17 protein-coding genes are annotated in these 19248 nt (G+C 40.1%); 7 read left to right on the top strand and 10 right to left on the bottom strand.

Features of this window, described 5'->3' with window-relative positions:
• Positions 1-68: 68 nt before the first annotated feature.
• Positions 69-527 (top strand): thioredoxin family protein, encoded by a 459-nt coding sequence (locus I6E72_RS07880; RefSeq protein ID WP_197111741.1) that lies wholly within the window; start codon positions 69-71, stop codon positions 525-527.
• 423 nt (positions 528-950) lie between these two features.
• Positions 951-1442 (top strand): hypothetical protein, encoded by a 492-nt coding sequence (locus tag I6E72_RS07875; protein ID WP_197111739.1) that lies wholly within the window; start codon positions 951-953, stop codon positions 1440-1442.
• A 326-nt stretch (positions 1443-1768) separates the two neighbouring features.
• Here I6E72_RS07875 and I6E72_RS07870 read toward each other — a convergent pair whose 3' ends face one another.
• Positions 1769-2647, bottom strand: a complete 879-nt coding sequence (locus tag I6E72_RS07870) for a LysR family transcriptional regulator (protein ID WP_197111737.1) — start codon at positions 2645-2647, stop codon at positions 1769-1771.
• 121 nt (positions 2648-2768) lie between these two features.
• Here I6E72_RS07870 and I6E72_RS07865 point away from each other — a divergent pair, with 121 nt between their 5' ends.
• Positions 2769-3851, top strand: coding sequence for a YeiH family protein (locus I6E72_RS07865; protein WP_197111735.1), 1083 nt, complete (start codon positions 2769-2771; stop codon positions 3849-3851).
• A gap of 29 nt (positions 3852-3880) precedes the next feature.
• Here I6E72_RS07865 and I6E72_RS07860 read toward each other — a convergent pair whose 3' ends face one another.
• Positions 3881-5200, bottom strand: coding sequence for a DASH family cryptochrome (locus tag I6E72_RS07860; protein ID WP_197111733.1), 1320 nt, complete (start codon positions 5198-5200; stop codon positions 3881-3883).
• A 132-nt stretch (positions 5201-5332) separates the two neighbouring features.
• Positions 5333-7060, bottom strand: coding sequence for a DUF885 domain-containing protein (locus I6E72_RS07855; protein WP_197111731.1), 1728 nt, complete (start codon positions 7058-7060; stop codon positions 5333-5335).
• 226 nt (positions 7061-7286) lie between these two features.
• On the opposite strand from I6E72_RS07855, the gene I6E72_RS07850 reads away from it, so the two are divergent.
• From I6E72_RS07850 to I6E72_RS07835, 4 genes are all read left to right on the top strand, one after another.
• Complete coding sequence (locus I6E72_RS07850; RefSeq protein WP_197111729.1) at positions 7287-7874, top strand: DUF4202 domain-containing protein; 588 nt, start codon at positions 7287-7289, stop codon at positions 7872-7874.
• Between the two features lie 40 nt (positions 7875-7914).
• Positions 7915-8418: a TFIIB-type zinc ribbon-containing protein gene (locus I6E72_RS07845; RefSeq protein ID WP_197111726.1), complete on the top strand. Its 504-nt coding sequence runs from the start codon at positions 7915-7917 to the stop codon at positions 8416-8418.
• Positions 8419-8518: 100 nt separating this feature from the next.
• Entirely contained in the window at positions 8519-9277 is a 759-nt protein-coding gene (locus tag I6E72_RS07840; RefSeq protein ID WP_010554974.1) for a hypothetical protein, read from the top strand.
• A complete protein-coding gene (locus I6E72_RS07835) occupies positions 9264-10022 on the top strand; it encodes a hypothetical protein (protein WP_010554973.1) in 759 nt (252 codons plus the stop codon). Before I6E72_RS07840 ends, I6E72_RS07835 begins: the two co-directional genes overlap by 14 nt.
• Positions 10023-10295: 273 nt before the next feature.
• On the opposite strand, the gene der is transcribed toward I6E72_RS07835, so the two are convergent.
• The 7 genes from der to pilW all read right to left on the bottom strand — a co-directional run bounded on the left by der (position 10296) and on the right by pilW (position 19173).
• On the bottom strand, positions 10296-11762 hold the full coding sequence (der, locus tag I6E72_RS07830; RefSeq protein WP_024592997.1) for a ribosome biogenesis GTPase Der: 1467 nt from the start codon (positions 11760-11762) through the stop codon (positions 10296-10298).
• A 74-nt stretch (positions 11763-11836) separates the two neighbouring features.
• Positions 11837-13015 (bottom strand): outer membrane protein assembly factor BamB, encoded by a 1179-nt coding sequence (gene bamB / locus I6E72_RS07825; protein WP_007583433.1) that lies wholly within the window; start codon positions 13013-13015, stop codon positions 11837-11839.
• A gap of 10 nt (positions 13016-13025) precedes the next feature.
• On the bottom strand, positions 13026-13646 hold the full coding sequence (locus I6E72_RS07820; protein WP_007583431.1) for a YfgM family protein: 621 nt from the start codon (positions 13644-13646) through the stop codon (positions 13026-13028).
• Between the two features lie 19 nt (positions 13647-13665).
• Positions 13666-14946 (bottom strand): histidine--tRNA ligase, encoded by a 1281-nt coding sequence (gene hisS, locus I6E72_RS07815; protein ID WP_007583429.1) that lies wholly within the window; start codon positions 14944-14946, stop codon positions 13666-13668.
• A gap of 398 nt (positions 14947-15344) precedes the next feature.
• Positions 15345-16463, bottom strand: coding sequence for a flavodoxin-dependent (E)-4-hydroxy-3-methylbut-2-enyl-diphosphate synthase (gene ispG / locus I6E72_RS07810; protein WP_007583427.1), 1119 nt, complete (start codon positions 16461-16463; stop codon positions 15345-15347).
• A gap of 5 nt (positions 16464-16468) precedes the next feature.
• Positions 16469-17338, bottom strand: a complete 870-nt coding sequence (locus I6E72_RS07805; protein WP_197111724.1) for a RodZ domain-containing protein — start codon at positions 17336-17338, stop codon at positions 16469-16471.
• Positions 17335-19173, bottom strand: coding sequence for a type IV pilus biogenesis/stability protein PilW (gene pilW / locus I6E72_RS07800; RefSeq protein ID WP_165736002.1), 1839 nt, complete (start codon positions 19171-19173; stop codon positions 17335-17337). Before pilW ends, I6E72_RS07805 begins: the two co-directional genes overlap by 4 nt.
• Positions 19174-19248: the final 75 nt, after the last annotated feature.

Here is a 19248-nt window from a genome sequence, read left to right as displayed (position 1 = left end):
TCTTGAGTTGTTCACTCCACACTCAATATTGGGTATAGTCGTTTAATACCTAAATTAAGAGCAACCTTATGTTTAAACAATTAATTTTACTGTGCGCTTTAAGCATGCCGCTTGTAAGCTGCGCTGCTGATGCACCGTTTTCGGGCGGAATTAGCACTGATGTACTGCTAAGCGACTACGACAAGTTTAACGAACAATACAAAGCGTTTACGCCAACAGCACAAGACATTGCCCTAATGCAAAAGCTAGAAGGCAAAGATCTAATTGTATTATTTGGAACATGGTGCCACGACAGTGAGCGCGAAGTGCCAAAACTCATTAAGTTAATTGATGCATCAAAGGTAAAACTTGCAAGCATTGAATACGTGGCCGTAGGTTACAACAAGCAAGACGATGCAGGCATTGCAGAAGCTCACGATTTACAATACACGCCAACGTTTATAGTAAAAGACGATGGTAAAGAGTTAGTGCGTGTAATTGAAAAGCCAACGGGTACGTTAGCGCAAGACTTAACTCAGGGTTTGTAAATAGAGCTTGTTCGTATTTGGGGTTAACGATTTAGCAAATAGGTTTATAAGTTAGCTGTTGGGCTGCTATGAGTAGTCTCCTGATACTTTAATGTGTGAAGCCAAAAATTTACTCTTTTGGATTCCTTCTATATGTTGCGTGATATTTATCTGATGTATATCTGTTTTGAATAATCATATAAATAGTACCGTCACCAATTTATATACATGAGGGAACTGAGTTTTATTGTGTTATGTCTTATTAAGGAAAGTCTCTATGGCTGCTCTAGAGTGCGCATTATGTGGTCGTTTTACGGAAAAGTTAACAAAAGAGCACCTACCACAAAAAGGTCTATACCCTAAAGAGACAAGGAAAATCATTCCAAACTTACATACTTTAAAAGCTTGTGAGTCTTGTAATAATGGCAAGATGAAATTTTTAAAGTGTTTATTGGTTTGGTAGCGCAGCAGGATGGAAATGAGCTCTTATATAGTGTCAGTAAAACATTTGATAATAATGGTAAGTTAAAAAGAAGTTTTATACATAACTTACAGATAGAGGAACGTAATGGACAGAAAGTTAGGCTATGGAATGCTAGAGAGCATACACAAATAGTTTTAGATTCAGCGGAAAAATGTGCGAAAGGGCTTTATTTTAGGGAGTTTGGCGAGGTACTAATCAAGAGTAAGTCAATTTCATTTGTTCCAACCCCTTTTGTTTATGAAAAAGATAAAGTAGAGGTAGAAAATAGGCTTAAGGATGCGAAATGGTTTAGTGTAAATGGTCAGACAGTTAATTATACTTTTTTAGATATGAAAAATACCGACACTTTAATTATAATTAATTTTTTTTCCAGTGCTGAATTTGTATTTTGCATTAGAGATAAAGAATATAGCAAAAAAGTTCATGCGGGCTTAATAAGTTTAAGTCAGTAGGTGCAGTTTTCCACCCTATCATCGCTCAATATCCACAGCAGGTCTTTAAATCTGTTTTACTAGAACCCGCTAATTTAGCGGGTTTTTATATGACTAAATTTTTCTTACACTACACTTAATCTTCTTTAGTTTGTCAGATAACACCCATAGCATGCTTACTAGGGGGTCTTTATTCATTGTTTGAAAGTGATCTTAGATACAAAAGTCGTCAATTGAGGCTTCAGCTAAAGGGATTAAATCTTGATTCCATGCATCTTAAGTCAATAGCGTTCGCAATTGGCACATACGTAGCATACATATAACGGTTAAATTTACGCATATAAACATTATTCACTAAACAGGCTTTTTTCGAATGCTTGTGCGGCATGTGAAGACGGTCTGTCTTTGTAGTGTAATTGGTATAATGGTCTTGATAACTCGACGTTATTTGGCTGTTCTAGCCGTGTTAATTTACCAAGCTGCACCAAATCCTCAGTAACTACATTTGGCAATAAAGCGACCCCCATACCTTGAGCGACGGCCCTTGCTATGGCTTCGTTGCTGCCTAATTGCATACTTTGCTCTGTTTGTACGCCATGCTCTGCTAATAACTTTACCGACATTTCTAAAGTGCCAGAGCCTGGCTCGCGCAGTAGCCAAAACTGCTCGTTTAACCATGCTTTTAAGTCTTTAGTGAGCTTAAAGTTACTGGGTATAACGATACTCATTAAATCGTTTTGCCAGTGCTTACTTATTATATGCGGCTCGGTAGGTGTGCCTTCAACCAGTGCTAAATCTATAGTGCATTCAAGTAAGGCATGCTCAATTTGCGCGGTATTAGCAACTTGTACTTCTACTTTTATATGCGGGTACTGCGCACAAAATTTGGCTAAATAAGGCGGTAGCCAATAACTGGCAATAGTTGTACTGGTGCCTATAACGAGTGTGCCGCGCTTAAGCCCTGTGCGTGATTTAATATCTTCAATGGCTGCCTTTTCAATAGCAAAAATACTACGAGCATGTTCAAAAAGTGCTTGTCCGCCTTCACTTAAGGTGAGTTTCTTACCCTTAGATGCACGCTCAATAAGTTGTATATTTAGCTGATACTCAAGCTCTTTTAAAGCTTTAGACACAGCTGGTTGGCTTATAAAAAGCGCCTCAGCTGCTGCTGAAAAACTGCCTAATTTAGCAACCGTATAAAACACCCGAAGTGCATGCAAGTTCATTGTGCCTCTCAAATCACATAACCTTAAGTTATCGAATCATGATTTTAATGTATTGGAGTTATATTTTGCGCTTTCTTAAAATGAAGTCAATTAATTACGATGACTTTATTAAGGGATGACTATGCTTAGTGCAATTAAAGATATGCCACAGCTTTTTAGTATTAATACTAAGCAGTATACCAACTCGCGTTGGTGGCTAGGAATGCTATTGGTTATTGTTTTAGCGGGTGTTGCTGTTGCCATGAGTAAGTTACCGGTAATGCAAAGCGCGCAGTTTAGCTCCTTAACTATTGGTATTGTGCTTGGCATTATTGTGGGTAACAGTGTGTTTTCGCGTATTGCTACGCAAACCGATATAGGTGTTGATTACGCTAAAAGTATTTTACTCAAAGCAGGTATTATTTTATTTGGTTTTAGAATTACCTTTGCACAGGTAGCAGGCGTTGGCTGGCATGGCTTACTAACCGACATTGTTATGCTCAGTGGTACGTTTATATTAGCAATACAGCTTGGCAAACGAGTATTTAAGCTTGATGAGCAAACAGTAATATTAATTGGCGCAGGTAGCTCTATTTGTGGCGCAGCAGCTGTAATGGCAACCGAGCCTGTAATAAAAGCGCAGGCACATAAAGTATCGGTAGCTGTAGCAACGGTGGTGGTATTTGGTACGTTGAGTATGTTTGCCTACCCAATCATGTTTGAGTATATAGGGCTGAGTGAGCACGCATATGGTATTTTTGTAGGCTCAACCATTCATGAAGTAGCGCAAGTGGTTGCAGCGGGCACAGCTGTAAGCGCCAATGCAGCAGATACCGCCGTTATAGAAAAAATGCTACGTGTAATGATGCTTGCGCCATTTTTAGTTGCTTTGTCGTTTTGGCAAAGTAAAAAAAGAGCAAAGGCAGGTAATACTATAAGTAATGAGGATAATAAATCAGGTATTAGCATGCCTTGGTTTGCAGTGTTATTTATTGTGGCAAGTGGTGTGCATTCACTCTCTATTATTTCTCAAGTGGCTACAAGCGCAGTTGTTTGGTTTGATAATATATTACTAACCATTGCGATGGTGGCTTTGGGTTTACGCACACATGTTGGGGCAATTCGCCAAGCGGGTATTAAACCGCTGTTACTGGCGCTGTGCTTGTTTTTGTTTTTAACGTTAGGCGGTTACGTAATTAATATAGGCATTGCTAAGCTGTTTTAAACGTTACTTGGTAAAAGTTGATTGGCGGCTTAAATTGGCCAATCAACTTCGTTTAAGGTATCTAGCTGCGTGCTGGTATTTTCATTGCCTTGCCACTTATTAGTGTAAGCAGCGTGCGGATCAAACTGCGCGGTTTGCTTTTGTATATTAAAGTGGCGTCCGCCACGCGGGTCGACCCCTACACCTGCTATATATTGCCAATTACCCCAGTTAGCGGCTACATCGTAATCAATTAACAGTTGTTCAAAATAAGCCGCGCCATAGCGCCAATCAAGGCCAAGTTCGTTAACTAAGCAGCTTGCGGCAATTTGCCTTGATCTATTTGATATATAACCGGTCGCATTAAGCTCGTTCATAATCGCATTGACTAATGGATAGGGCGTTGAGCCATTACGCCACGCAGCAAATCGGTTTGGCATAAAGGTAGTAAGGGGTTTTGTTTGCTTTTGACCTTTAAAACTAAACAGGCTTTTACCTGCCTTAAGTGCATGCCATTTAAAATATTCTCGCCACAGCAGCTCAAACTTAATCCAGTAGGTAGACTCGTTTGTTATTTGGTTATGTTCGTACGCCTCAACGGCTTTATAAACTTGCCGCGCACTTACACAGCCAAAAGCAAGCCAGGTACTAAATTTTGTGGTGTTATTAAAGCCATCAAACTCGTTTCGAGTTATTTTATAAGTACTTGGTAGCAAGTCTGAAAAGTATTGCTTTAAATGTGTTTGCGCACTTTTAAGCCCGCCATTCATTACTGCGTTGTTATAATTAGTATGCTCATTAAGCTCAATTGGGTTTGCAGCACATAATGTTATAGGCTGGGGAAGTAAACCTTTAGGCAGAGTTGAGGTTGTTATAGGTATGTTCATCGCCTCTACCTTTTTTCTAAATGGGGTAAAGCTTTTAGGCAGCTCGTCTAAATCAAAAGGGAGGTCGCTTTGTTGAAATAAAGTGTCTTGTTGAGTTGTTTTAAATATGACATGTGGGCAATGTGCTTTTAGTCGCGCGAGTTGGCGCTGCTCATAGGTTCCAACATGTTCACTGCACACTACTTCATCAATGTGTTGCTCAGCTATGCGCTGCTTTAAAACACTAACAGGTTCGCCCTCAAGTACGTGCAGTGTTTGCCCGCGCTCAATAAGCTCTTGTTGCAGCTCAAATAAGCTTTGCATTAAAAACTGTTGTTTGTGCACGCCATATGGCTTTTGTTGGTAGTTATTATTTTTAAACCAGTGTGTGTTTATTACAAATACAATATCGAGCGCACATTGCTCAGTAGCAAGTTCGCTTAAAATAGGGTTGTCGTCTATTCGTAAATCGTTTTGTAGCCAATATAAAATACGTTTGCTCATAGGTTTGCTCTGGTTTTTGTAATCATTAAGTTTACGAAGCAAAAGCGGGTAGGGATTAGTTTTGAGGTGTTTAATAGAGTTTTAAAAAGGGGGCGGTAAACTTACCGCCCCTTAGTTTGTAAAAGTATTGTTTTAACTCGCTGATTTTTGCTCTGCAATCCAATCGTTTATTACATCTTCAAGTACCGACATAGGGAGCGAGCCTTGTCCAATAACTGTATCGTGAAAGCTGCGAATATCAAACTTAGCCCCGAGTTCTTTTTCGGCTTTTGCACGCAGTTCGCGTATTTTTATTTCGCCCATTTTGTAAGAGAGCGCTTGGCCTGGCCATGATATATAACGATCTATTTGATCCTCCACCGCACTTTGTGGCAAAGCAGTGTGATCTGCCAAGTAGTCAATTGCCTTTTGGCGGCTCCAGCCAAATGCATGAATACCGGTATCAACAACGAGTCTCACGGCACGCCACATTTCGTAACCTAAACGACCAAAGTCGCTGTATGGGTCTTGATAAAAGCCGGCTTCTTTACCTAAACGTTCGGTGTAAAGTGCCCAACCTTCGCCAAATGCTGAGTGGCTAAGTGTGCGTCTAAACTGAGGTACATCTAACTCCATTGCAATAGCGTTTTGTAAATGGTGCCCTGGTATTGCTTCATGTAAGCTAAGTGCTTCTAAATTATACAAAGGCTGTAGATTAGGTGTTGAGGCTAAAAAGTAAGTGCCAGGGGAACGGTTATCAGCAGGTGGCATATAAAACGCGCCGCGACTCGCTGAGCCTTTTATTGTAAAGGTGTTACGCGGTAAATGATTAAAGTAGGTTGGTAACTTGCCATACATTTTTTGCGTAATAAAAGCTGTTTTTTCAAGTAAGTCTTGCGCGTCTGTTGCGTAAAATTGCTCGTCGGTCGCTAAAAATTCTAAAAACTCAGCATACGTGCCATCAAAACCTACTTTATCAATGATGTTTTGCATTTGCGTTTTTATACGCGCCACTTCTTTTAAGCCAAGCTCATGAATTTGCTTTGGTGTGGCATTGGTTGTGGTGTAGTAATTAACTGCATATTTGTAATACTCAAGCCCGCCTTTAACGCTTGAAATACTCGGCTCTGCTCTACAGTTAGGCATGTAATCGTTTTCAAAAAAGTCGTAAAAGTGCTGATAAGCCGGGACTACTTTTGAGCTAATTAAGGTTTTTGCTTTGTTTTGGTATGTGGCCTTTTGCTCTGCTGTAAACGTATTTGGTATACGTGTAAAGGGCTCGTATAAGGCACTGTTTTCAGGTTGCTTAACTATATGAGCGTTAATGCTCTGGCCGTAACTTTCAAATGTTTTGCAGTAGTGCGTATACCCCAGTTCAATTCCTTCCTTCATCAAGTTAATGTTTTCTTGATTAAAGCGAGGGTAGTCGGCAAGGCTTACTAAAAATGCGTTGTAATCATCAGGTGTTAAAAATGCCATATTAGCCGGTGCTTCGGCAAAGTAGGTATGCCAGCCACTTAAAAAGTTAACCTGAAAATACTTATCTTGAAAAAGGTAACTTTGCTGCTCTGTTTCTCGCTCGTATTTAAATAAACGGTAGTTCATTAATTGCGAGCTGCTCAGCGTTTTAGAATCTATTTTACTTAAGCTTTTTAATACACTGTTATTATAAGCTTGGCGCTTTGCAATGGCTTGTTCGGTCCAATTTGGTAATGTACCACTGGGTTTCCAACCATCAGGGTCGGTACGAAAGAATATTTTTTCGGCTTTTGCATTTTGCCAATGGTTATCAATAATGGTTTTTAAATCTGCATTGCTATCGGCTGCGCTCGGCAGTGATGCTACAGCTAAGCAAATAGCTAAAATTGTTTTTTTAAACATATTATTCTCATTTTTAGCGCGTTAATTTTTATTAGTTTACGCACATGTGTCATTTTTGTTTCTAAGATAATAACAAGTTAACTTTATTAATGCGCTTAATTTTATACCTGTATTATTGGTTTTACTTTTTGATTGAACAAATTTCACCGCTGAAGTGAGTGGGCCACTAGTTTATTGTTTTATCAGCGTTTAGAATGATTAAAACTAATTACAATAAAAGACCGTCATGTTTAATAAAGTAATAACGCTGATTGATGAAGCTAATAACCAAGACCCTAATACTGAGCAGCACAATGGAGAAAGTTTTCCAAAAGAGTATTTATACTCACAGCGTATGAGCGAAATGCTAACTCGCTTTAAACCTGATGCCGATGAACTTATGCAAATTGCAGTGCGTGCACAGCATATTCAGCGTTGGAAATCGCCACGTAGCGACTTTGAAATGAACAAGCAGGGTTATCATCAATGGCGTAGCGCACTTTATATTTTTCATGCGTCACTAGCCGTTGAATTAATGAAACAAGCTGGGTTTAACGATACGGACCAAAACCGTGTTTATAACGCGGTTGCTAAAAAAGATATTAAGCGCAATCCAGATAGCCAATTAGTTGAAGATGTAGCAAGTTTGGTGTTTATTGAACACTACATGCTTGGGTTTGCCAGTGCAAAACCAGATTACAATGAAGAAAAATGGATTGGTATTATTCGCCGCACATGGCAAAAAATGTCAGATGAAGCCCATGAGTTTGTACTTACAGGTAATATTACATTACCAACGCCGCTTGTTGGGCTTATTCATAAAGCACTTGAGTAAAGTAGTGTAGCTAGGTATTAAAATAAAAAGGATTTTCAGAATGTTATGCCCACGTACAAATACCTCTCTTGAGCCATTATTAATTGGTGGTATTACTGTTTACACTTCAACGCAAGGTGGTGTATTTTTTGATAACAGCCAAATTTTTAAATTTAGCTCACCAGAGTTAAAGCATGGTCAGGTATTACTTAAACATTTAAGTGATCATATCGAGAGTGAATACGATGTATCGCTACGAATTAATTGTCCAAAGTGCATAAGCATTGTGATGATGCGCAGGTATTTTTCGCCAGTAAAGGCCGTCGAAATAGATGAATGCCCAGGCTGTGCAGGAATATGGCTTGATAGTGGCGAGCTGGCAAAAATACACGAAAACCACCTAACGCCCCGAGAGCGTAAGTTGTTAGCACATGAAATGGCAACCAATCATGGGTTTATAACTATTAAGCCGCCAAAATCAAAGTATTACCCCAAAGCGCCTAAAAATGTTCAAGACACGACAGTTGAACGGCTGGTGCAATTAGCATTACTTAACTTTGAATAATAAAGTAGTCTTGAATGCTACATTAATTTTAAGCTCGCAAGTGCTGCTAATAAAAGCATGACTTGCCAAGAACAAATTTTAAAACCAAGGGAAGCTGAGTATGAAGGATTATAAGCGTAAAACTGCACTGCAATTTTACTGTGTGCTACTGGCGTGTTTTTTGACAACAAGTTGCACTACGCTATTTGATAAGGCACATGGTTATCGTGGGCCCATTATTGTGACGATTGAAACTGAGGATGGCTCAGTGCCAGAATTTCCTTTTTTGATAAAGTCGGCCTATTCAGAGTCGTGTGGTCATAGTAGTTGTGGTATTGACTTTGGTTATAAATATTTTAAAACGGCCTATGCTAATGAGCCAATTACCTTCCCACGGGAGCGTTTGGATTTATTACAGCCCAACGCCTATGCATCGATTGAGTTTACTGTTACTCATCCTAATTATCACCACCGCGGATTTCCGCGAGGCTTTGCGCCCACCGATGCTGATGACCCTATTCATGTCACGTTTACCGTTAAGCCGTTTACTGAACAAATGAATAAAGTAGCTGGGTGGGCCGAGCAAGGCAAAGTGATGATGCAGAACGCGGCACCAGATAGTAATGAGCATTTCAATGGAAAAATGCAGCTTTGGCAAGAGCGCTTTAATTTAGGAAAGACGATTAAAAGGCACATTACGGTGATCAAAACTTTTTACTTACCTCATTTTTCAAAACGTATGCAACAACGGGTTATTGAAAAATATCAACCGATTTTTAGAGCCTGGTATTACGGCGTACCTGAAACGGATTGTTGGGATATGGTTGACTGTAGAAAGCAAATTTTAAAACCAAGGGAAGCTGAATATGAAGGATTATAAGCGTAAAACTGCACTGCAATTTTACTGTGTGCTACTGGCGTGTTTTTTGACAACAAGTTGCACTAGGGTATTTGATAAGGCGCATGGCTATCGTGGGCCCATTATTGTGACGATTGAAACAGAAGATGGCTCAGTGCCAGAATTCCCTTTTTTGATAGAGTCTGTGTACACAGAGTCATGTGGTCATAGTAGTTGTGGCATAGACTCAGGTTATAGATACTTTAAAACTGCCTATGCTAATAAGCCAATTACCTTCCCACGGGATCGTTTGGATTTATTACAACCCAATGCCTATGCAACAATTCTTTTTAAGGTTACTCATCCTAATTATCACTACAATGTATTTACGCGAGGCTTTGGGCCCACCGATGCCGATGACCCCATTCATATCACGTTTACCGTTAAGCCGTTTGCTGAACAAATGAATAAAGTAGCTGGCTGGGCGACTGGTCCTAAACAAAACATGCAAAACTTTACACCTGATAGCAGGGAATATAAAAAAGCAGACATTCGGTATCGCCAAGCGCGCTTTAATTTAGGAAATATGATCACAAGACACATTACGACGATCAAAACTATTTACTTACCTCATTTTTCAAAACGTATGCAACAACGGGTGATTGAAAAGTATCAACCGATTTTTAGAGTCTGGTATTACGGCGTACCTGAAACGGATTGTTGGGATATGGTTGACTGTAGAAAGCAAATTTTAAAACCAAGGAAGGCTGAGTATGAAGGATTATAAGCGTACTTATCTGCAATAATACTTAATCATTTTGCGGAGCTAAACGTGTCGCTACCTGCGTTAAAAAATTCTCATTTACGACAGCATGGATGCAGAAGGTAGAGCAATGCAGGAGCAATTGCGGAGAACAACTAAATATCAAATTTTTGCCTATCAACACGTTTTTCAAGCCTGAAAATAGATCATTTAATTAAGCGAATTGGTATACATCATAAAAAACGGCGTACTAAAAAGTACGCCGTTTTTATTGCAATAAACTAATTTTTAACAAATTTATTTATTACGGTTTTCTTTAGCAAATGCACGTATTTTACGCTTTTGCGACAGTGTTACTTTATTAACACGACCAGCAAATGGGTTTTCACCTTCTCTAAATTCAATTTTGATTGGGGTGCCCATAATTTTAAGCGCTTTACGGTAGTAGTTCATCAGGTAGCGTTTATAACTATCTGGTAAATCTTTAACTTGGTTACCGTGAATAACAATACGTGGTGGGTTATAACCACCGGCATGTGCATATTTAAGCTTAACACGACGACCACGAACAAGTGGTGGCTGATGATCGGCTTGAGCCATGTCCATAATACGACGTAACATTGCAGTACTTATACGTTTAGTCGCTGATTCATACGCTTCGTCAACAGACTCAAACAAATGACCAACACCTGTACCGTGTAGTGCAGATATAAAGTGTAGGCGTGCAAAGTCAATAAAGCCTAAACGGCGATCGAGCTCTGATTTAATACGATCTTTAACGTAATCGTCTAAGCCATCCCATTTGTTCACTGCAATTACCAATGAACGACCTGAGTTAAGAGCAAAGCCTAATAAGCTTAAATCTTGATCTGAAATACCATCGCGAGCATCAACAATCAATAACACAACGTTACAATCTTCGATTGCTTGAAGCGTTTTAATTACAGAGAACTTTTCAACTACGTCGCTTACTTTTTTACGCTTACGAACACCTGCGGTGTCAATTAACACATACTCTTTTTCATTTCGAGTCATCGGAATGTAGATAGAGTCACGTGTTGTACCTGGCATGTCGTATACAATTACGCGATCTTCACCCAGTATACGGTTTGTAAGCGTTGACTTACCAACGTTAGGACGACCAATAATCGCAAGCTTTACAGGTTTGTCTGCAAATGCCTGGTGATCGGTATCGCTGTCTTCATCTTCTTCGTAAAGATTAATAAGCTCTTCGTCATCGCCTGTTACGTCTTCGTCTTGTGCAGCTAATTCAGCAATAAGCGGCTGAAGTGTTTGCTCAAGTAATAACGTAATACCACGGCCATGCGATGCAGCAATATGATGAATTTCACCTAATGATAATTGGTAAAATTCAGCACAGTTTGAATCTGCATCAATACCATCGGTTTTATTGGCAACAACAAAACACTTTTTATCTTGTTTGCGTAAGTGATTAGCAATTGCTTGGTCAGCTACGGTCATACCTACACGAGCATCTACTAAAAACAGAACAATGTCAGCTTCTTCAATAGCTAGCAGAGATTGATCTGCCATTTCGATTTCGATGCCTTCTTCTGAGCCATCAATACCGCCCGTGTCTACCACGATAAATTCATAGCCATCGTAACTAGCTTGGCCATATTTTCTATCTCGTGTTAAACCTGGAAAATCGGCTACGAGTGCATCACGAGTACGTGTTAAACGGTTAAATAATGTGGATTTGCCCACATTGGGTCGCCCAACTAGAGCGATCACGGGAAGCATAAACTACCTCTTTAAAAAACAACAAAAGGCTTCGCAGTGCGAAGCCTTAAAAAAACCATATGACTATTAGTAACTTAGTTTGGTATTTTTACCATACTAACTTCACCATCACGGGTGTATAAAATTAGCTTATCGTCGGCAACAACTGGCTCAACAAAAAAGCCCGAGCTGTCAAAGTCTTCACGAGATACTAGCTCGCCAGTTTCTTTATTTAGCCAATGTAGGTTACCTTCTTGGTCGCCTAAAGCTAAGTGGCTACCTGCAACTGCAGGGCCTGTTAGGTACCAACCGCGTAGAGCGGGTTGGCTCCAACGTTCAATACCTGAATTTTTATCTAATGCGTAAATAACACCATCGCTATCTACTAAATAAATTGTTTGTGCATCCATCGCAATTTCGCGGTAGCTGCTGTATTCACGTTTCCATACAACATTGCCAGAGCGAATATCTACAGCGGCTAAGTTGCCGTTGTAAGCTATAGCGTAAGCGTATGGACCGCTAATAAGTGGTTGAGTGTCTACGTCAACTAGGCGTTCAAATTCTGATGCGCCTTTAGCAACCGCAATTTCTGCGCTCCATGCTGAGTAACCACTGTCTGAAATTAATACGCTTAGCTTGCCTGTTTCAAGGCCTACTAATACACCACCGTTAGCAACGGTTGGCGAGCTTTGTCCGCGTAATGTTAGTGGTGGAACTTCTTGTTCAAAGCTCCAACGCTCTTCGCCTGTATCTGGGTGAAGTGCTAACAATTTACCAGAGCCTAAATTTACAAATATTAAGCCATCGCCTGCTGTTGGTTTAGACAGAGATTCGCCTGGTACGTTTTTACGCCAAACTTCTTCACCAGTTTCGCGATCAAGAGCAATAATAAAGCCGTGTTCAGAACCAATATAAATTTTACCATAGGCTTGCAAAATACCACCTGATAATTTTGCATTACCGTTGTCAGCCCAAGGCCAAAACGATAAATCTTGGCGTACATCGGTTTCCCATTTTGTATCGCCATTATCAAGCGAAAGCGCTTCTACTTGGCCTTCGCGGCTAGCAACATACACAGTATCTTTGTAAACTGCGGGTGTTAAACGAGAAAAATAATGCTCTACGCCATCACCTACAGATTCTTGCCAAACAACGTCAGTTTCAAATTGGTTTACAATTTCAGGAAGTACTAGTTCATCTTCATCATCACTTGATGAACAACCCATCAATGTTGCCATACATAGGGCAAGGGCTGCTGTTGTAAATTTTTTCATGCCTAAAACCTTATGCCGCTGGGCTAGTTACTGCTAGGTCATCTAACTTAATTTGTAATAGTGGGTTACTTGTTAATCCACCCGCATCTATTGCTGCTTGGTATGCAGTACGTGCTTGATCTTTATTACCTTGCTCAGTGTAAATATCGCCTTTAAGCTCGGCCACGTTTGCATTGAACGCTTCAGGTAATGGTGCATTTAATGTTGTTAATGCATCGTCATATTTAGTTTGCGCAATTTGAACACGTGCTAAACGTGTAATCGCAATTGCTTTTAATTCTGTATTTGGCGTATTAGACACAACCCAGCTTAGCTTTTCGCTTGCTACGTCTAGTTTTTTCGCTTCTACTGCGTCTTTTGCAGCAACGAATGCAGCAAGTGTTGCGTAGTTTGTGTCTTTATTTTCGCTAATAAACGCATCAGCTGAAGATAATACATCGTCGCTTTCAACAAGCGCTGTATATGAATCTGATGCTTTTTCAGCGGTAGTAATTTGGTTTTGGTTATATGCTTTCCAGCCATATAAGCCACCTAGGCCAACAAGTATACCTAGCGCAAGTGAAATGCCGTTTTCACGGAAAAAGCGTTTAATGGCTTCTGCTTGTTGTTCTTCTGTTGAATAAATATCCATTCTTACCTCTAATGTTCGCTTAGCCGTTAATAAGCTCAGCTAATAGCGCTTTAGCTTGTTCTAATTCTAATGTGACTTGTTCTTTACGCTCGCGTAAATACTTGATGGTCACAACGCCTTTTTCTAATTCATCTTCACCAATAATCACTGCAACAAGTGCATCGCTTTTATCAGCACGTTTTAATTGTTTTTTAAAGTTGCCGCCGCCCGCATGTACCATAACGCGTAAACCCGGTACGTCTTTACGTAGTTGCGCTGCAATTGCAGGAGCTTGAATGCTTGCTTTGTCGCCCATTGCTGCTAAATATACATCAGCATTACGACGAATGTCACCTACACACTCAAGTGCTTGTAGTAATAATACTAAGCGCTCTAGACCCATTGCAAAACCAACTGCTGGCGTTGCTTTGCCGCCAAGTTGTTCAACTAAGCCATCGTAACGTCCGCCAGCACATACAGTGCCTTGTGCACCTAAACTGTCGGTTACCCATTCAAATACAGTGCGGTTGTAGTAGTCTAAACCACGTACTAACTTTTCATTAACCGTATATGAGACGCCAGCAGCGTCTAAACGTTCACATAAATTTGCAAAATGTTCTTTTGATTCAGCATCTAAATTTTCAGACAATTTAGGCGCATCAGTTAAAATTGCTTGTACGTCTGGGTTTTTGCTATCAAGTACGCGTAATGGGTTTGAATACATACGACGTTTTGAGTCTTCATCAAGCACATCAATGTGTTGCTCAAGGTAGGCTACTAACGCATCACGGTAATCTGCACGCGCTTCGTTAGACCCTAAAGAATTTAGCTCTAAACGAACGTGGTCAGTAATACCAAAGGCTTCCCATAGTTGCGCTGTTAATAAAATAACTTCTGCGTCTATATCTGCTGTAGCAATACCAAATGTTTCTAAACCAAATTGGTGAAACTGACGGTAACGACCTTTTTGCGGACGCTCGTGACGAAACATTGGACCCATGTACCAAAGGCGTTGTTCTTGGTTGTATAGTAAGCCATTTTGGTTGCCAGCACGTACGCATACTGCGGTGCCTTCTGGGCGAAGTGTTAATAAGTCGCCATTGCGATCGGCAAAGGTGTACATTTCTTTTTCTACTATATCGGTAACTTCACCAATAGAGCGTTTAAATAAGTCGGTTGATTCTACAATAGGAAAACGAATTTCTTGATAACCGAACGATGCTACTGTCTCGCGTAAAATGTTTTCTACTTTCTGCCAAACTTGTGTATCGCCCGGCAGACAATCGTTCATACCGCGAACTGCCTGAATTTGTTTTGCCACTGATAAATCCTAAATGCTGTTTTTTTGTGTAATGAAAAATGCTTACACAACAAGAATGCTAAAAATTGACCCGCCATTATATACCCAAACCACCCCAAGATGCGAGTTTCAGTTGGAATTAAAAGCGATTTAGGCAAGGCATTGATTGAAAGTAATAGTGGTTCTATTGTTAAAATCAATAACGCAGTATAAATCGCTTTTAAACCAACCCGTTGGGTGTTTCACAGACACTTACTCTCATCGTTGTTACTTTTTAAAAGGGATTGCCATTCTTGCAAAGTAACGCCTTGATATTAAGAGCCTGTGAAACGCTGAATTCTGTATCTTGGGGTCGTTTGGGTATCCACTAGCTATAAAGGTAAACGCCAAACACCGCTGTTTGGCGCTTTATGCGGTATTTATTCGACTATTTTTATGTCAATCGGTGTTTGGCTCTGCTTTTTTTCTATAAAGTCGCGTACATAACCTTCAAGCTGGTCAACAATGTTGTTGTTATCAATGCGCGCTTTTTGGCGTTCGCCATTTATATACAAACCAGAACGACGATTTGCACCGGCAAGCCCTATATCACTCACAAGCGCTTCACCTGGTCCATTTACAACGCAACCAATTACCGAAACTGACATAGGTTCGATAATATCCTCTAAGCGCTCTTCAAGTTGGTTCATGGTGCTTACTACATCAAACTCTTGGCGTGAGCAGCTAGGGCAGGCAATAAAGTTAATTCCACGCGAACGAATGCGCAATGAATTTAAGATATCAAAGCCTACTTTAATTTCTTGTACCGGGTCGGCAGCAAGTGATACACGCAGGGTATCGCCAATACCTTCGGCAAGAAGCATACCTAAACCTACTGCAGATTTAACAGAGCCTGAGCGCATGCCGCCCGCTTCGGTAATACCTAAATGCAGTGGTTGGTCTATTTCTTTAGCGAGTAAGCGATATGCACCTACAGCTAAAAATACGTCAGACGCTTTTACTGATATTTTAAATTGGTCAAAATCAAGGCGGCGCAATATATCTACATGGCGCATTGCTGATTCTAATAAGGCTTCTGGTGTTGGTTCGCCGTATTTTTCTTGTAAGTCGCGCTCTAGTGAACCGCCATTTACACCAATACGAATAGGAATGTTGTGCTCGCGTGCTGAGTCTACTACGGCTCTAATACGCTCTTCACTACCTATATTACCCGGGTTTATACGCAGGCAATCTACACCGTATTTTGCTACTTTTAAGGCAATACGATAATCAAAATGAATATCTGCAACTAGCGGAATCGTTACTTGCTCTTTTATACTTTTAAACGCTTCGGCTGCATCCATTGTTGGTACTGATACACGGACTATGTCGGCACCTGCATCTTGTATTGCCTGTATTTGTGCAACAGTTGCATCAACATCCATGGTGTCGGTGTTGGTCATTGATTGCACTGCAATAGGGGCACCATCACCAATAGGGACGTTACCTACATTGATTCGGGTGGATTTTCTGCGTTTAATTGGAGATTCTGAAAACATAGCGACTACTCTGCTAGTGGTAATGTAAATTTGGCTAAACGGTTTTGAGGAAATGCAGAAACATCTACAGGTTCACCGTTTAAAGTAATGTCTACAGCGTCATGCTTACCAAGCACAACTGAAAAAGGAGGCGTACCGCTTACGGTCATAATATAGCCTGCTTTTTTAACGCCGAATGCTATTTTTTCGCCTTCGCCGTCGTAAATTTCAACCCAACTTTCGCCAGTAAAGTTCATGACAATTGTACTGCTAGCATCTTCTTGACTTGCGCTGTTAGAAACAATAGGAGCCGTTTCTTTAACTATTTCTGGGCTTGTTGATGTTTCACTAGACGTGCTTTGTGATTCTAATAATGATTCATCGTCAATTTCGGCTTGTTGCTGTTGCTCTGAAATACTGGGTTGAGCGGCTTGGCGCTCGCTCATTTTTGAGTTGGCAACGTTTATGTTACTCGTTTGCTCTTCAATAGGTGTCGCGTTTTGCCAAAACCATAAAGCAGATGAGCCAATAACAATCGCTAAAATTAAATAGCTAAAAAACATTAAACGACTGTCGTTTGCTTCTTTTTCTGTACGGCGTGAAAAACTCTGCATATTAGCGGGTTTAGCCGGCTCCGGTGGGGCTGGCATCATTGCTAATATAGGTGCGCTATCTACTTTTAATTCACGGCAATAGTTTTTTATATAGCCTTTAACAAAAGTAATAGGGCCGAGTAATGTAAATTCATCATTTTCAAGGCGTTTAATTTGAAGTTCAGACAGCTTTAACGGTGCAGCAATAGTCGCTATGCTAACGTTCGCTTGTTCTCTGTGATTTTTTAATATTTGGCCTACAGTTGGCTGTTCGCTCTGTGTTTGCGTATTTTCTTCATTCATAATGTGTATGAGTCTGGATCCACTAGTAAAAGTTTGTGCCCTGGTTTTAGTGCTATATCAGGACTTAATTTATTCCATCGCATTAATTCATCAATTAATACATGCCGCTGGGTAGCTATATCGTAAAGGGAATCACCAGCTTTAATTTCGTAATAAATATTTGGATCGTTTAGGTATATTTTACTTCCATTCATTACCCGATCCGACTCTTTTAGACCATTCCATTGCAGGAGCTTTTGTAGTTTAACATTGTATCGCACCGAAATGCTAAATAGGTTTTCGCCAACAGCAATTACGTGAAATGGCACGCGTAAAGGCGATACTTTAGGGTTAAGCATTGGGAGCTCTGTTTTTTGTACTGCTTCGTAACTTTTAAATTCAATATCTGCATCATTTTGATAGCTGCTATTTTCAAATACAGTTGTATTTTTAGTCGCTTCGTAGAATACCACGTCACTATTATTTTTTTGAGCGGTAACTGCAGGAACTGAATTACTATAGTTACTAGTTTGCTGCGAATTAAACTGGCCTGTTTTAGGTGCGCCAAACGAAATTATTGTAACTTCGTCATCAGCTTTAGTTGGTTGCTTTGCTGCTATAGCTTCTTTTTGAGGTTCGTAAACGGGCTTAGCTTTTTTAGGTGCAGCTACTACGGAATCTGCAGAGTCGTGCTCAGTAGTAAGTGCAAGCATAACAGCCGATGTATCGGTAGGTTTGCTTGGCGCTACGACTTTAGGAACTTCTTCTTTTTGAGTTGTTATTTGTTTTGCTATTACGGTTGCTTCGTCGGCTTGCTTACTGGCCGTGTTTTGTACCGCCTTAGCTTGCTTTTCTCTTACTATAACTGGATTTACATCTTGGTTATTTGCTGTTGCGATCTTTTTATCTGTTTTTTGTTCGTTGTTTGTTACCAAGCTTGTTGAACCGTCTTGTGGTGAACGTTTCTTTCTGATTACTTTTATTTTTGGTTTTGAACTAACGTGCGCGCCGCTTTCGTCATTTTTTAGTTCTTTTAACTGCGCTTTGCGGTATTTTTCTCGCAGTATTTCAAACTCATTAAAACGTGTTCTTTTCTCTTTTAATGCATAGGCTTCGTTACTGCTAGAGTAAGTTTGTAAAATAGTGCTGGAAATTTTTTCAGCCTCTTCTATTCTGCCCATTCTGTTTTTTACAAGGTAGCTAAGCATTAATGCGCGAGAAGATACTCGACCTGTGCTTTCGTAGCGTTTTAAAAGTTCACTGGCTTTGTATAAGTCACTTTTTGCGTAATACAGCGCTGCTAAACTAATTAACGTAGATGTACGCTGAGAGCTGTGATTAAGTGCCTGTTGAAAGTAACTTTCTGCATTTTCAAAATCATCAAATTCAATAGCACACAAGGCTAAATTTTCGTAACTTTCGGCAACGCGAATATAACTTGGTACTTCAATGGCTTTTAAAAATTGATCAGTTGCACGATCGTATTCATCAATACCACATAAAAACACGCCGTAGTTATTAAGGGTATTAGGATCGTCAGGCTTTATTTCGAGTGCTTTTTGGTAGGCTTTATCAGCTAGCGGGTTTTCGCCTACTTGTTGATAGTAATAAGCAAGAGAGTAATGTACTTCAGGTAGGTCAGGAGCAAATGCAGCTGCACGTTCTAAATTGTATTTGGCTTGAGAGTTATTACCCGTTTTTAAATACTGTAGGGCTAAAGCAATTCGTGTTCGTGCTGCGCCAGTATTATTAATTTTATTTTCGACGACGGGCTTATTACTGCCGTTATAACTACTTTCGCTAACACAGCCACTTAAGGCAAGTGTTGATAGTGTTATAGCAAGTATAGATCGCATTACCTTATCTCTTTATTTTTAGTCCATGGCGCCTATCTTACCTAAAACCTTTGTTGTTGCATCATTTATTTAAAA

The sequence above is a fragment of the Pseudoalteromonas sp. NSLLW24 genome, from assembly GCF_015864725.1.
In the GTDB taxonomy this organism is placed as follows: domain Bacteria; phylum Pseudomonadota; class Gammaproteobacteria; order Enterobacterales; family Alteromonadaceae; genus Pseudoalteromonas; species Pseudoalteromonas arctica.
The sequence above is the reverse complement of the archived record's forward strand: the minus strand, read 5'-3'. Positions and strand labels throughout refer to the sequence as shown.